This is a genomic window from Flavobacterium urocaniciphilum (genome assembly GCF_900110615.1).
GTDB classification, from domain to species: Bacteria; Bacteroidota; Bacteroidia; order Flavobacteriales; family Flavobacteriaceae; genus Flavobacterium; species Flavobacterium urocaniciphilum.
The window spans coordinates 333,137-347,886 of the sequence record NZ_FOEI01000001.1; the positions used below are offsets into that span (position 1 = coordinate 333,137).

At 30.3% G+C, this 14,750-nt stretch carries 13 protein-coding genes; 4 read left to right on the top strand and 9 right to left on the bottom strand.

Translation table 11 applies throughout. The annotated features are described in order from the left end of the window. Positions 1-11 precede the first annotated feature (11 nt). On the bottom strand, positions 12-773 hold the full coding sequence (locus BMY86_RS01615) for a lipopolysaccharide kinase InaA family protein (protein ID WP_091464298.1): 762 nt from the start codon (positions 771-773) through the stop codon (positions 12-14). A gap of 76 nt (positions 774-849) precedes the next feature. Between BMY86_RS01615 and BMY86_RS01620 the strand changes: the two genes are divergently transcribed. Next, complete coding sequence (locus BMY86_RS01620; RefSeq protein WP_091464302.1) at positions 850-1,905, top strand: glycosyltransferase family 4 protein; 1,056 nt, start codon at positions 850-852, stop codon at positions 1,903-1,905. Positions 1,906-1,908: 3 nt separating this feature from the next. Here the strand turns inward: BMY86_RS01620 and BMY86_RS01625 are convergent, their stop codons facing one another. Next, positions 1,909-2,766, bottom strand: a complete 858-nt coding sequence (locus BMY86_RS01625; RefSeq protein ID WP_091464305.1) for a hypothetical protein — start codon at positions 2,764-2,766, stop codon at positions 1,909-1,911. Positions 2,767-2,842: 76 nt separating this feature from the next. Between BMY86_RS01625 and BMY86_RS01630 the strand changes: the two genes are divergently transcribed. Next, positions 2,843-3,838 carry a glycosyltransferase family 2 protein gene (locus tag BMY86_RS01630; RefSeq protein WP_091464308.1) on the top strand — a complete coding sequence of 332 codons (996 nt, stop codon included), beginning with the start codon at positions 2,843-2,845 and terminating at the stop codon, positions 3,836-3,838. Between the two features lies 1 nt (position 3,839). Here BMY86_RS01630 and BMY86_RS01635 read toward each other — a convergent pair whose 3' ends face one another. The 7 genes from BMY86_RS01635 to pseB are packed head-to-tail and all read right to left on the bottom strand — an operon-like array spanning position 3,840 to position 12,543. Beyond that, the gene (locus BMY86_RS01635; protein WP_091464311.1) at positions 3,840-5,309 is read right to left on the bottom strand and encodes a capsular polysaccharide export protein, LipB/KpsS family; all 1,470 of its coding nucleotides are present in this window, start codon (positions 5,307-5,309) and stop codon (positions 3,840-3,842) included. A 30-nt stretch (positions 5,310-5,339) separates the two neighbouring features. Then, positions 5,340-6,428, bottom strand: coding sequence for a pseudaminic acid synthase (gene pseI, locus BMY86_RS01640; protein ID WP_245745583.1), 1,089 nt, complete (start codon positions 6,426-6,428; stop codon positions 5,340-5,342). Continuing rightward, a complete protein-coding gene (locus BMY86_RS01645) occupies positions 6,388-7,404 on the bottom strand; it encodes a GNAT family N-acetyltransferase (protein ID WP_091464314.1) in 1,017 nt (338 codons plus the stop codon). Before BMY86_RS01645 ends, pseI begins: the two co-directional genes overlap by 41 nt. A gap of 2 nt (positions 7,405-7,406) precedes the next feature. Further along, positions 7,407-9,500 (bottom strand): glutamate-1-semialdehyde 2,1-aminomutase, encoded by a 2,094-nt coding sequence (locus tag BMY86_RS01650; protein ID WP_091464316.1) that lies wholly within the window; start codon positions 9,498-9,500, stop codon positions 7,407-7,409. Next, positions 9,494-10,342, bottom strand: coding sequence for an aldo/keto reductase (locus BMY86_RS01655; protein WP_177177104.1), 849 nt, complete (start codon positions 10,340-10,342; stop codon positions 9,494-9,496). The genes BMY86_RS01650 and BMY86_RS01655 overlap by 7 nt, the downstream gene beginning before the upstream one ends. Positions 10,343-10,344: 2 nt before the next feature. Beyond that, entirely contained in the window at positions 10,345-11,529 is a 1,185-nt protein-coding gene (gene pseC / locus BMY86_RS01660) for a UDP-4-amino-4,6-dideoxy-N-acetyl-beta-L-altrosamine transaminase (RefSeq protein ID WP_091464321.1), read from the bottom strand. 3 nt (positions 11,530-11,532) lie between these two features. After that, on the bottom strand, positions 11,533-12,543 hold the full coding sequence (pseB, locus tag BMY86_RS01665; RefSeq protein ID WP_091464323.1) for a UDP-N-acetylglucosamine 4,6-dehydratase (inverting): 1,011 nt from the start codon (positions 12,541-12,543) through the stop codon (positions 11,533-11,535). 100 nt (positions 12,544-12,643) lie between these two features. Here pseB and BMY86_RS01670 point away from each other — a divergent pair, with 100 nt between their 5' ends. Together BMY86_RS01670 and BMY86_RS01675 are read left to right on the top strand one after the other, a co-directional pair. Then, positions 12,644-13,204: an L-threonylcarbamoyladenylate synthase gene (locus BMY86_RS01670; RefSeq protein WP_091464326.1), complete on the top strand. Its 561-nt coding sequence runs from the start codon at positions 12,644-12,646 to the stop codon at positions 13,202-13,204. A gap of 102 nt (positions 13,205-13,306) precedes the next feature. Further along, entirely contained in the window at positions 13,307-14,725 is a 1,419-nt protein-coding gene (locus BMY86_RS01675; RefSeq protein ID WP_091464329.1) for a CCA tRNA nucleotidyltransferase, read from the top strand. Positions 14,726-14,750 lie beyond the last annotated feature (25 nt).

A 14,750-nucleotide genomic window follows, 5' to 3' on the forward strand; every position in this document is an offset into this window, starting at 1 on the left:
AGTGAAAAATACTATTTTTTCCAGAATAAAAATTTCTTTTTCAATCTTTTTTTTCTGAAAAATCGGTATTGAAATTCTGAAGTAAATTTCCACATCGTTTCAAAAACTAAATCTTCGTTCTCTCCAGTAATTTTAGCGTATTCATTACTCATAATTGCAATCATATCTTTTTTTGGAGTTAAACGCGATAAGTTTTTCATTCGAACTTCAAATGACATGGTATCATGAAATTTCATTCTATTTAAATCTACTAAAAAAAACGAGTAATTTCCATTGGAATTATTCTGAATTAAAGTATTTCCAGGTGAATGATCTAAAAATTCAACGCCTTCTTGGTGCATGTAAGCAGAAAATCGTGTAAACTGACGTAATATTTCGATTCTATTATCTAAATCTTCGTTGTTTACGACTTCTTTAAATTCAAAAACATTATTTATATGTTCACAAACATAATAACTGTCTTTTAATCCTAACCAATTTTTATTTTCAGAATAAGCAATTGGAGTAGGAGTACCAATCTGTTTTTCTGCTAAAATTGAAGCATATTCAAACGATCTTCTTGCTTTCGATTTACGAATGTAACCGTAAATAATCTGATTTAAAAAATGTGGTTTTTTAAAAGATTTAATGTTTAGAGTAATTTCGCCCGTTGAAAATAATTTGATGGAATTTCTTTTACCAGCCACTAATAATTCTCCCGAAGTATCATAATTTTCAATACTTTTCGTGATTTCAGTTTGTAGGTTATTAAATTTCGGATTTATCTTCAACATAATTTTTTTTCAAAAATAAGGATTAACCTTGTAATTAAATAAGAATCAAATCGTAATTTTACTAAAATTTTTAGGAATGCGAATATTTTTAGAATCACATAATATAAAAAACAAAGCAGGTGGATTAGGAACCTTTAATTTTCAGCTTATTAACGCAATGAGAAAACTGGATTTGAAAGGTCTTGATATCACTTTGAATGCGCAATATCCTAAAAAATTAAAAGAAGAATTTGGTTCTGTTTTCAGATATTCAAAATATAAAAGCTTAGAAAGATACTTTATTTTTAGAAAAAAGCGTCAATACTATGTTTGGCATAGTTTGAATCAGAATACGAAAGTGGAACCTTTTTACAAACCGAAAAAGTATATTCTTACGATTCATGATGTAAATTTTGTAGAAGAAGTTTCTAAAAACATGAATCACAAAGTAAACAAACGCTTTATTAGTAAATTAAACCGTGCTGATGTAATTACGTATATTTCTGAATTTGCTAAAAAACAAACACATCAATATTTCAACGTTCCGAATGTTCCAGAATATGTAATTTATAATGGAAATCCGTGTGAAGAAATTATTGAAAATAATACTTTTCAACCCGATTTTGAAATTGCAAAACCATTTTTATATTCACTTGGCGATTTCATTCCGAGAAAAAACTTCCTTTCGTTAGTGAAAATGATGAAATATGTAGACGATTATATTTTGATCATTTCTGGAAATAACAATAAAGAATACGGTGAAGAAATTAAACAATACATTCAGAAAAATAAGTTGGAAAACAAAGTTATTTTAACTGGAATTGTGGATGATGCTGCCAAACAATATTACCTAAAAAATTGTTCTGCATTTTTGTTTCCTTCGATTCGTGAAGGATTTGGTTTACCTCCAATTGAAGCCATGATGTTTGAAAAACCAGTGTTCTTATCGAAATTAACTTCCTTACCAGAAATTGGTGGTGATGCCGCTTTTTATTGGGATAAATTTGACGCAAAATACATGAAAGATTTCTTGTATGAATCGTTAGAGCAATTCAATAAAAATCCAGATTTTTATAAAAAGAAAATTTCTGAAAGAGCAAACTTCTTCACTTGGGAAAAAGCAGCAAAACAGTATTTAGAGTTGTATAAATAATTTTTATTTAAACAAAAACTTAAACCATTGTCCGAAGTTTTTCTTCCAAATGTAAAAAGATGTTGGTAAGAAATCTTTAGAGTTAAAATTTTTAGAAACTTCATCGATATTTTTTCCAGCAACGTAATTCAACGATTTCCATTTTTCAGGTTCGATGTAGAATACATCTTTCAATTCTTTATAATTGTCTTTGGTTGCGCTTTTCCATTTCTCTAAAAAATGCGGATTCAATTCGTTTTTGTGTCCCCAATTTTTAAATTTCGTTTCTAATTCTTTTTCAGAACGCGATAAGGTTTCATGTAAAATTAAATTATCAGTATAAATAATTCTTTTTCGCGTGTTTCTTCCAACTTTATAATTCGGAATATTGGTTGCTGTTAAACAACGCGTTGGCTCATCAACATATAAAAAGCCATCTTCTACAAATTTGTAGATATTTACCAAATAAGCAGCTATTTGAATTTCTTGTGCTTTTGGCGATTTCAAATAAGAATCATACTTACTAATATCTGAAACAAACTTTTTAAAATCTAAAAAATATTCATCGGCATCCAATTGAATCAACCAATTTCCAAGTCCCATTTTTTCAGAAAGCATTTTTCTTTCACGAACTTCACATTCCATTGTAGTTAGATTTTCTTGATAAAACTGATCTTCGTAAATCACAATTTTATTTTTAGTATCCACTTCTTTAATCCAAGTAAAAAACGAATCATCAATAGAGAATGAAGCTCCATTCCAAGTTTTTCTATCCTTGTCGATTGCCAGAAATATTGTATCTGCTTCATCGTAAACTCGAGGTAAAGCATTTTTTAATAATTCGTAATCGTAAGAAATTAGGAAACCAACTTGGATCTTCATAGGTGTAAATTTTATTTTACAAATATAGCATTAACCCTATTAAATAGTTACTTTTGTTTTTGAAAAATATCATTTTATGCACAAGCTAACTGTAGTTACACCGGTTTATAATGGCGAAAAGTTTTTAGAAGAAACAATTGAAAGTGTTTTAAATCAGACTTTTAAAGATTTTAAGTATATTATTTTGAATGATAATTCTACCGATTCTTCTTTATCAATTATAGAGAAATATCAAGCAAAAGACGATAGAATTATTGTTGTAAATAAAGAACAAAATGTTGGTCCGGCTAACTTACGAAACGAAGGAATTGCAATGGCTGAAACGGATTTTGTTGCGTTAATTGATGCAGATGATATTGCAATGCCTACTCGTTTTGAAAAACAAATTAAAGTGATGGAAGCCAATGATAAGTTGGGTTTGTGTGGAACTTGGTTTACGATTTTTGGCGATAAAAAAGAGAAAGTAATCAGACATTCAGTTACACACGATGAATTGAAAGTTCAGATGTTGAACAATTGCGGAATAGGAAATCCGACGGTAATGTTGCGAAAAAGCTTGTTAGGAGATTTAAAATTTGAAAACCAATTTGTTCCTGCAGAAGACTATGGTATGTTTTGCGAATTTATTAATAAAGCTGAATTTTATAATATTCCAGAATCGTTATTAAGATACCGTTGGCATCCGAATAATATCAGTCAGACTAAAGAAGAAAACCTAAGAAAATCGGAAGTTATAATCAAGAAAAGACAATTAGAAAATCTTGGTATTACTGCTGATAATACAAATTTTCAATTTTATATTAATGCTGTTTCATTAAAAAGAAAGTTGTCTGTAGAAGAAACTAAGGAAACTATTAATGCTGCTAAAATTCTAAAAGTAAACAATTTAAAATTACAATATTGTAATCAGCAATTATTAGAAAATCACATCGATAGAACTATTTTAAGAACCATTCGAAATGTAAAAAACTACGATTTCAATTATATAAAATACTTGAAAAACGAATCGGGTTATTATTCCAAAATTAAGTTTTTAGATAAAGTGATGTTATTCTTTAAAGCGATTTTATAAATTATCGATTAAACAATCGTCGTAATTCTCTAATCACTGGATTAGCCTTTATTTTTTTGCCTTTATATGTTCCTTTGGCGATATTAATCGGTTGGTAATTCTGATATTTATTTCCAAAATTCTCGTTCCAGTAGCCATATTTCAATGTTTCTGAAGCATCAATATTCGGGAATTTGAAATCGTTTGAAGTAATCGCTTCAATCGTTTCTTCATGTGATTTTGGAATGTAGAAACAATTTAGTTTTTCATACGCTGCTTTACCTAATAAAATTACATTTTTACCAGCAAAAGCTGCTTCAGCTCCAACAGTTGAACCGAAAACAATAATGATATCACTTTTATTAATCAAAGCATAAGTGTCAACACTGTCTTGAGCGCCAATGATTTCTAATTGTTCTAAAGGTTCTAATTCATTTTTGATAAAGTCATTTTGAGCGTTATCTAAACCTTTTAAATTCGGGTGAATTCGTAAGTATAATTTAATATTTTCGTGTTGTGATAACGATTCTGCTATTTGCTTAATACCTAAATTGTCATTTTCATAGAAATACGGTCCGAATCCTTCTAAACCTTCATATTCATCTAAAGAAGAATTGAAAATAGTTACTACTTTTTTACCTTCAATATGATTGAAACTTTCTGGTAATCTTCCTTCTTGTTGCTCTTTTGTAAACGAATACCATGCATCTTCTACACGTTGAATTCGATTGGTATAAAAACGTTTTCCGATATCTTCTTTATCATCAGTTGCGGTTTCCCAAAGCATTTCCATCTCTTGAGAAACGGTTTCAATTGAATGTGGAATCGAGTTTACTCTAAATAAAAATGTATCTAATTTTCCGCCACGTTCGTGCGTTACATAATTGATTTTATTTTGCTGACAAACACGTAATAAGGGGCGGTTTTCTATAAATCTTCCGTTGAATAGAATGACTAAATTTGGTTTAACCAAACTTGCAATATTTGAAAAAGCTTCAAATAAATACGCACCTGTTTTGATTCCGTTTTCAATAAATTTCGAATGTTCTTCTAATTTTGGTAAATGATTTCTGGTGAAGGAAACTAAAGAAGAAGCCGTTGCCATTCCCACATCGTACCCATTAAATTTATATTTTTTTAAATCGGATAACGAATTAAATTCAAATTTGAGTAAAGCATTATTAGTATACTCATTATAATCTAAATAATCAGCATATTCAATTACTTTTAGTTTATCTGGATTTTTGATGTTTTTATATACTTCTTTTATACCAGCTTTTACTCTAGAAACACATACATTACACGTCCATTTTTCATGTGTAGGATTGTTAAAACAAACCTTAAAATCCTTTTTACAAATTAGCCAATAGATTGTATTATTTTGTTCTAACAATCTTTCAATCACTTCCATTTCCGTTTCTAAATGCGGAGTAGGGTGGTAAGATGTTTGAACAATTATGGTTTGATTATGTATGTTTTCTATTGTATTCATGTAATGATGTAATTGAAATTGAGGCGTTTATTATTGTATGAAATCTAACGACATAGGTGTTCCTTTTTCAAGGTCAGCATTAACTTTTTTACCTAACAATTCGTTATAAAATTTCGGATGTAAACCAAATCCTGGACGAACAGAACGTAAGTTATTTTCTGTTAGGATTTCTCCCGATTTAATATCTTCAGCAATGTAAAGTGAACGACTAAAATCTTTTCCTTTCGCTTGTTTTTCAGTTAAGGTATAATCAACAACACCAATTGCTTTTTCTGCTTCTCTTACAGCTTTAACCATAGCTGTAAATTCTTCTTCATTCATAGAAAAAGAAGCGTCAGGACCGCCAATATTTCTATCTAAAATAAAATGTTTTTCGATAATTTTCGCACCAAAAGTTGTAGCAACAATTGGAACTGTAGCACCCATTGTATGATCAGATAATCCAGAAATTACATTAAATCGTTCCGCAATATCTTTCACCATACACATATTGGCTTCTTCTATTGGAGCTGGATAACTTGATGTACATTTTAATAATGCGATGTCGTGATTACCCACTCGTTTACAAGCTTCAACGGCTAGTTCAATATCTTTTAATTCAGCAATTCCTGTTGAAATTATGATAGGCTTTCCTTTTGAAGCTACGTATTCAATTAATGGAATATCTGTAATTTCAAATGAAGCAATTTTGTAAGCTGGTGAATTTAATTCTTCTAATAAATCAACAGCCGTTTTATCAAAAGGTGAAGAAAAGCATATTAATCCTTCTGCAGCTGCTGCTTCATAAATAGTTTTATGCCATTCCCATGGAGTATAAGCTTCTTGGTATAATTCATGTAATTTTCTGCCGTCCCAAATGGTACCTTTAATTACAAAATCTGGTTTGTCTGAATCTAACGTAATCGAGTCGGCAGTATAGGTTTGTAATTTAATACAATCTGCACCCGCTCTTTTTGCCGCTCTAACGGTTTCTAAGGCAGTTTCTAAACTACCGTTATGATTAGCAGAAAGTTCAGCGATAATAAATACAGGTGAGTTTTTATCGATTGTAAAATTTCCTATTTTCATGATTAAAGTATTATAATTTTTTGATGTAATGAAAACTCGGAATGTTTTCATAATTTAAAACAGATTCTAATTCGAAGCCCGCTTTTTTAAAGGCTTTTTCAGAAGCTGTATTTTCTAATTTAATATAAGCACTAATGGTAACTTCTGGATGTAACATCAAGAAACTTTCAGCTGCTAAACGAATCATTTCGCTAGCGTAACCTTTTCCTCTATGATTTTTATCGTTTGAAATACCAATTATTGCAGTATTGTTTTCTGTATTTTGTATGCGAACTTGTCCGATTGCATTTCCTAAATGATTTTCAAAAACCAACATCGAGCAAGTAGCATCTTTAATTTTATTTTGAAACCAATTTTGATGATTTTCTAAAGAAATTGCACCCGATTGATACGAATTTTCTCTTACTGAAGCATCATTTGTCCAATCGAAATACAACATCATGTCTTTTTCTGTTGCTTTTCTGAACGAAATCTTTCTATTCCATTTCGCGTGATAAACCACATCTAAAAATGTACCATCAAAGTAGCAATGTTCTTTTAAACGTGCTTCTTCTTTAAATCCATTTAGTAGTAAAACATTATATAAATGCGGTCGTAAATCGAATGCGTACGTAAAAATTTTATGAAAATTCAATTCTGAAAATGCTAATTCTTCTATCAAATTTAAGTAATTCGACCAATATTTTGAGAAATGTGCTGCCTCTAATTCGGTTTTCATGACAAAAGATATTTCTGCATTTTTATCAATCCAATTGATATGAACCAATCCGCCATAACCAATAAATTCATTGTTTTCAAAAAACGAAAATAACAACTGACTTGGTTTTTCTTGATCAAATAGACTTGCAACAACTGTACTAAAATAGTTTTCTTGCTTTTCTTTAGTTAGTGGTTCCGCTTGACGTAAATGATAAATTTGTTGGTTGCGAATTTCTAAAATAGCATATTTGTCTTCGTCGCGTAACGGTTCAATATGAAAACCATTCGCTTCAAATGTATTATTTGTCAGACATTTATACTTTCGCATCTTTATAAAAATTTTCTAAATACGGCTTTCGCTGGATTACCCACTAAATAGTTGGAATAGCCATTTTCTAAGGCGTTTTTATATACTTCTAAACTTTCGCTAAATGCTTTTGCAAAGTAATACACATCTTCTTCAGTATGAGAAAAACAAGGAACAAATGCACCTTGGAATAAAACACCACGTTGAATCATTTCTTGTAAAAATAACGTTCTAAATCCTTGGCAAGCAACTTTGTTATTGTCTTTAAATACAAAAACAGGCATCCAAATAGATGGCATTATTTCTATATTATCCGTTAGATTATTTTCATTAATTAATTGATTACATAAATCGATTAATTTTTTACCAATTGTATGTGTATGAGCAATTACATTTTTGTTTTTATATTCGTCAATGGTAGCAATTGCAGCTGTTAAACCATGCGTTTCACCACCATGAGTTGTAGAAATCAGGAATACTTTTTCTTCACCTTCACGGTTAATTCCACCTAATTCCATGATTTCTTTTTTACCGGTTAAGGCACAAAATGAAAATCCGTTAGCAATTCCTTTACCCCAAGTTGCCATGTCTGGAACAATTCCATATTTCGTAATCGTTCCTGGAAACTCTGTTTTAAATCCGGTTACCATTTCATCAGCAATGAATAAAGCACCATTAGCGTGACACAATTCAATAGCTTGTTCTAAGAATTCTTTATTTGAATATTCGCAAGTACAATTTGAACACTGATTTTTTTCTGGCTCAGTAATTACACAAGCGATTTGGTTTGGATATTTTTCGAATAAATCTTTTAAAGATTGAATATTACAACCTTTAAATGTTACTGATAATTCAGAGATTTCTTCAGGTACACCTTTGTTACAAGCTGTTTTTCCGATAAACCAATCGTCATAACTATAAAAAGGATGATCTCCAGGGAACGCAACTAATTTTCTACCTGTATAAGCACGAGCTAATTTTACCGCTGCAGTTGTAACAATAGATCCGTTTTTAGAAAACTTAATCATATCGTGACCAGGAACAATGCTCAAGAATTTTTCTGCAACTTCTTTTTCTAAATACGATGGACGTTGAAAATTTACACCATTATCTAATTCTACTTTTACAGCATTGATTATTGGTTCGTAAGCATGACCTAAACTCACACTTGTTAATCCCATCGAACAATCTAAAAATTCATTTCCGTCAACATCCCAAATATGTGAACCTTTTCCTTTTACGATAGCGGCAGGAGAAAGAATAGGGAATTGATCATCACCTTTTGAATAGGTATGACAACCACCCGGAATTAAATCATGAATTTTAGCTCTATATTCATCAGAAGCTTTAAAATTGGTAATCGTTCTTAATTTTATTTCTTCGAATTTACTTTTCATATATCCTTGATTTCTTATGATAGAATCGTTTATTTTTTTTATTTCTATATTGTTTAAAATGTAATCGGCATACGTTTTCCAATCTTCATTTTCACCTAAATTTTCAACTAAATGTTGAATAACTTTAAAATCGACTTCTTCATCAACCGTTATTCTTACACTTGAATATTTGGCATCAATTGTTTCGTTTTTATATTGAGATAAATCTACTTTTCTTCTAATATATGGCGTAACATGTTCTCTGTCGGCTTGTAATGTGGCGCTTTGCCAAGCTTCTTCTAATGCTTTAAATTGAAACACTTCAACGTCTAATCCGTCTGGATATTTGTCTTCAAAAACATTAGAAAAATATTCTAAATTATTATCAACACAAAACTGAACCGTTTCATCAATTAAATTCGCATCAATAAGTGGACAATCTGACGTTACTCGAACTACATAATCTGCATTTTCATTTTTAACCGCTTGATAAAATCGATCTAAAACATCATTTAAACTGCCTTTGTAACTCTTTAAATTTTGACTTTCAGCAATTGTACAAATTAAATCAGATTCCGTTTCATTTGTAGTAGCCACAATCCAATTATCAACTCGTTTAGATTGTTTAATTCTAGTCAGATGATAGTCTAAAAGTGTTTTGTTTTTTATTTCTAACAAGACTTTTTTTGGTAATCGAGACGAACCAATTCTTGCTTGTGTGATACCTACAATTTTTACCAATTTGCCGGATTTAATAGTTCTTTGTTATTTACTGTAATCAATTTAATTTCATCAAAAATGGAATCGTTTTTATCCCAATTTTTAATTGAATTAATGTTTTCTTCTAGTTGTGTTTTGTTTTCAATTCCGATGACAATTTTATCAATGTAAGTATTTGAATAAGCGAAATTTAAAGCTACATCAGAAATCTTAACTTGATTCGATTGACATATAGTTTGAAGCCTTTTTAATTCAGAATTTAAAGGTACTAATTTTTCCGGTAATTTTTCCGGATTTAAAAAATACAAACCTTGTAAGAAAACCGAACGACAATGAATTTCTACATTTTTTTGTTTCAATTCAGCAAAATAAGGTTCGAATTTTCGATCTAAAAGACTGTATGGAATTTGAATTATATCTGGAACTAAATTAAATTCTAATAATTGTTCTAATTGCTCCGTTGTGTATAATGAATAACCAATTTTTTGGATTTTATTTTCTTGTTTTAATTTTACTAAAACTTCCCATAATTGTGGATTTTCGATTAAAAAATCGCCATTATGAGCCATAAATCCGTATAAATTGTCTCTTTTTAGTCGAGAAATAGAATTTAAAATAATAGTTTCTAAATCCGATTTAGATTCTGTTTTTGGGAATTTTGAAATGATTTCTGCGTTCTTAGGTAAAAAATTGGAAATTCTTTCTTCGGCATTTCCATAGGCAACTGCAGTATCAAAAGTGTTGATTCCGTTACTTTCACATGTAGAAAAAATTTCTAGCAATTGTTCATCCGTCGGAACTCCATTTTTATTTGAAATTCCGTATTGTAATCCAAATTGAACTGTACCTAAAGCTACTTTCAAAATTAATTGTAAAACTTAAGAATCGTGTTAATTACAATATTTTGCTCTTCATCTGTTAAAGTTGGATACATTGGCAAACTGATACAATTTTTATAATAATTCTCAGCTTTTGGCATATCGTTTTCTTTCCAACCTAATTCTCTATAATAAGGCATTAAATGACATGGTATATAGTGAATTTGAGCAAAAATATTTTGTTCACGAAGATGATTGTATAAATCTAATCTTCTGTCAACTTCAATAATATATAAATGGTAAGCATGACCTTCAATTACAGAAGATTGCCCTTTTATAAATGGTAAGTTTTTGAAAGCTTCGTAATATTTAGCTGCAATTTGTCTTCTTCTTAGAATTCCGTCATTTGCTTTTTTCAATTGGCTAATTCCTAATGCCGCTTGAAAATCGGTAAATCGATAATTGAAACCTAAATTTTGCATTTCCATATACCATTTTGGGTATTCTCCGTTATGGTTTTCAGTTCCATTAGCAAATTCAAGAGAATTTTCAAATACATTTTCATCACGTGTAATTCCGTGAGTTCGAAGCATTAAAAGTTTTTTGTATAATTCTTCGTTGTTGGTGGTAATCATTCCTCCTTCACCGGTAGCAATATGCTTAACAGGATGAAAAGAAAAAATCGATAAATCAGCAAAATTTCCATTTCCACAATTTTGTTGTGTTCCTTTAGAATCTACAAAATATCCACCTGGAGCGTGACAAGCATCTTCAATAATCCAAAGATTGTATTCGTCAGCTAATTTTTTAAATGCTTCTAAATTAACAGCTCTTCCAGCAAAATCAACTGGAATAATTCCAGAAAATGTTCCTTTAGGTTGACTTTCTAAAAGTTCTTTTACTTTTTCGATGTCAATTAAATACGTTTCCGAATCAATATCTGCAAAAACAACTTCACCACCACAATATCTAACACAATTGGCAGATGCTGCAAACGTAATTGGAGTTGTGATAACTTTAGTGCCTTCTTTTACATCTAAAGCCAAAGCACATAAATGTAAAGCAGCTGTTCCGTTAGAAATTGCAACAGCATATTTACTACCAATATAGGCAGCAAATTTCTTTTCGAATTCTAAAATAGTCGGACCTTGCGTTAAATATTCGCCTTTTAAAGCTTCAGTTACCGCAATTATATCTTCTTCGGTAATATGTTGTTTTCCGTATGGTATCATTAATTATACAGTGAAATCAGGATATAAATGTTCTTTAATTAAACCTCTTAATGAATCAACAGTTTCCCATTCTTCATTGTCACCCGAGTTATAATAAAATCCTACAGGAACTTTTTTAGCATTGAAATTTGAAATGTACTCGTCTAAATTCCAATTTGTTACTTGAGGTAAAATAACATAGTATTTTCCTAAATCGTATGTAGTAAATGAATCAGAAGCCGTAATCATTTCTTCATGAATTTTTTCTCCTGGTCTGATTCCTACAATTTCTTGTTTACAATTCGGACCAATTGCTTCTGCAACATCAGTAATTTTATAAGATGGGATTTTTGGTACAAATAATTCGCCACCCCAAGCTTCATCTAAAGCGTGTAAAACCATATCAACACCACCTTTTAATGAAATATTAAAACGCGTCATGTTTGGGTCTGTAATTGGTAAAACACCTTCTTGTTTTTTATTCATAAAGAAAGGAATAACCGAACCATTTGATCCCATTACGTTTCCGTATCGTACAACAGAAAATTTAATGTTTTGTTTTCCTTTAATGTTATTTGCAGCAATAAATAATTTATCTGAAGTTAATTTTGTAGCTCCGTATAAATTAATTGGCGCACAAGCTTTGTCTGTAGATAAGGCAACAACTCTAGTTACATTTGATGATAAACAGGCTTTAATTACGTTTTCAGCACCACCAATATTTGTTTTTACACATTCATCTGGATTGTATTCCGCAATGTGAACGTGCTTCATTGCAGCAGCGTGAATAACATAATCGATGTCGTTAAATGCTCTTTTTAATCTTTCTAAATCTCTAACATCTCCAATAAAATATCTAATTGCAGGATATTTACTTTCTGGAAATTCTTGAGCCATTTGAAATTGTTTTTGTTCGTCACGAGAATAGATTACTAATCGTTTAACATCAGGCCAATTTTCTAAAATAGTTTTTGTTAGTTCTTTACCTAGGGAACCAGTTCCACCAGTGATTAAAATCGATTTATTATTTAACATAAAGTATAGTTTATAACTGCAAATATAAAAAACTATTCATAATTTATTCGTTAGATATTGTACTTATATAAAACTTAAGGTATTTTTGCAATAAAAAAACATGAATACGGAAATTCACAACGCATATGAAGTCATAAAAAATGGCGGAATTATATTGTATCCAACTGATACAGTTTGGGGAATTGGTTGCGATGCTTCTAATGAAGAAGCAGTAAAGAAAATTTATGCTTTGAAACAACGTGAAGAAAGTAAAAGCATGATTTGCCTTATGAATGGTGAAAAAATGTTATACAATGTTTTTGCTAAAATTCCAGATGTTGCTTGGGAAATATTAGACAATTCTGAAAGACCAACTACACTTATTTTAGATCAGCCTAAAAATGTAGCTAAAAATATTATTGCAGAAGACAATACTCTTGGAATTAGATTAGTAAAAGAGCCTTTTTGCTATAAATTAATGGAAAGATTGAAACGACCTTTAGTTTCAACTTCAGCAAATATATCTGGACAACCAACACCTATGAGTTTCAAAGAAATTTCTCCTGAGATTATAAAAGGAGTAGACTATGTTGTAAATTTGCACCACGATAAAGTTTGCAAAAAACCATCGGCAATTATTAAACTAACATTGGATAGTCAGGTTAAAATAATTAGACGATAATTCAATTAGCCAATGTGCCTATGTATAATTAGTCAATTGGAAATTATTCTTAATTAATAGAAATTGGCAAATTGACATATTGTCAAATTGAAAATTAACACAATGAATTACAAAAAACACTTAGATAATAAAATATTCAAAATCATTTCTCAAGCGGCTCAAGAATTAAATCTTGAATGTTATGTTATTGGTGGTTTTGTTCGTGATATTTTATTAGAAAGAAATCATAAAAAAGATATTGATATTGTTGCTGTTGGAAGTGGTATCGAATTAGCTTTAAAAGTTTCTGAAATCTTACCGAATAATCCAAAAGTTCAAGTTTTTAAAAACTATGGAACAGCAATGTTACGTTATAAAGACATGGATATCGAGTTTGTGGGTGCGAGAAAAGAATCGTACACACATGATAGCAGAAATCCGATTGTAGAAAACGGTACTTTGCAAGACGATCAAGAGCGTAGAGATTTTACCATTAATGCAATGGCTTTTTCTTTAAATGCAGATAATTTTGGCGATTTAGTCGATCCGTTTAATGGTGTTTCTGATTTGGAAAATAAAATTTTGAAAACGCCTTTAAATCCAGATGTTACGTATTCAGATGATCCATTACGTATGATGCGTGCGATACGATTTGCAACTCAATTGAATTTTGAAATAGAAAGTGAATCATTAGCATCCATCACAAATAATAAAGATAGAATTTCAATTATTTCCGGAGAACGAATTGTGGATGAATTGAACAAAATTTTATCTTCAGAACAACCTTCTATTGGATTTTTACATTTATATAAAACCGGATTATTAGATATTATTTTACCAGAATTAACCGCTTTAAATAATGTAGAAGAAGTTGAAGGTCAGACACATAAAAATAATTTTTATCATACCTTAGAAGTAGTAGATAATATTTGTCCGAATACCGATGATGTTTGGTTACGTTGGTCTGCTTTATTACATGATATTGGGAAAGCGCCTACAAAGAAGTTCAATAAAAAACAAGGTTGGACCTTTCACGGACACGAGTTTTTAGGTGGAAAAATGGTAAAGAAAATCTTTGAAAGATTACACATGCCATTAAACCAAAAAATGAAATTTGTACAAAAAATGGTGATGATGAGTTCTCGACCAATTGTTTTGGCAGAAGATATTGTAACGGATTCTGCTGTGCGACGTTTGGTTTTTGATGCTGGTGAAGATGTAGAAAATTTAATGACTTTATGTGAAGCCGACATCACAACTAAAAATCCTAAAAAGTTTCAAAAATACCATAATAACTTTAAAATTGTTCGTCAGAAAATTGTTGAAGTAGAAGAGAAGGATAGAGTTAGAGTTTTTCAACCACCTATTTCGGGTGAAGAAATTATGGAGATTTTCAATTTGAAACCTTGTAGAGAAATTGGTATGTTGAAAGAAGCTGTAAAAGAAGCAATTCTAGAAGGTGAAATTCCGAACGAATACCAACCAGCTTTAGATTTCGTAATGAAGAAAGCTGAGAAAATGGGGTTGAAAGTAGCAGAGTAGTTGAGTAGCAAAGTAGCAAAGTAGC

Coding starts and splice junctions, on each gene's coding strand:
- BMY86_RS01615 (WP_091464298.1), bottom strand. CDS start 773: ATGTTGAAGATAAATCCGAAATTTAATAACCTACAAACTGAAATCACG.
- BMY86_RS01620 (WP_091464302.1), top strand. CDS start 850: ATGCGAATATTTTTAGAATCACATAATATAAAAAACAAAGCAGGTGGA.
- BMY86_RS01625 (WP_091464305.1), bottom strand. CDS start 2,766: ATGAAGATCCAAGTTGGTTTCCTAATTTCTTACGATTACGAATTATTA.
- BMY86_RS01630 (WP_091464308.1), top strand. CDS start 2,843: ATGCACAAGCTAACTGTAGTTACACCGGTTTATAATGGCGAAAAGTTT.
- BMY86_RS01635 (WP_091464311.1), bottom strand. CDS start 5,309: ATGAATACAATAGAAAACATACATAATCAAACCATAATTGTTCAAACA.
- pseI (WP_245745583.1), bottom strand. CDS start 6,428: ATGAAAACATTCCGAGTTTTCATTACATCAAAAAATTATAATACTTTA.
- BMY86_RS01645 (WP_091464314.1), bottom strand. CDS start 7,404: ATGCGAAAGTATAAATGTCTGACAAATAATACATTTGAAGCGAATGGT.
- pseC (WP_091464321.1), bottom strand. CDS start 11,529: ATGATACCATACGGAAAACAACATATTACCGAAGAAGATATAATTGCG.
- pseB (WP_091464323.1), bottom strand. CDS start 12,543: ATGTTAAATAATAAATCGATTTTAATCACTGGTGGAACTGGTTCCCTA.
- BMY86_RS01670 (WP_091464326.1), top strand. CDS start 12,644: ATGAATACGGAAATTCACAACGCATATGAAGTCATAAAAAATGGCGGA.
- BMY86_RS01675 (WP_091464329.1), top strand. CDS start 13,307: ATGAATTACAAAAAACACTTAGATAATAAAATATTCAAAATCATTTCT.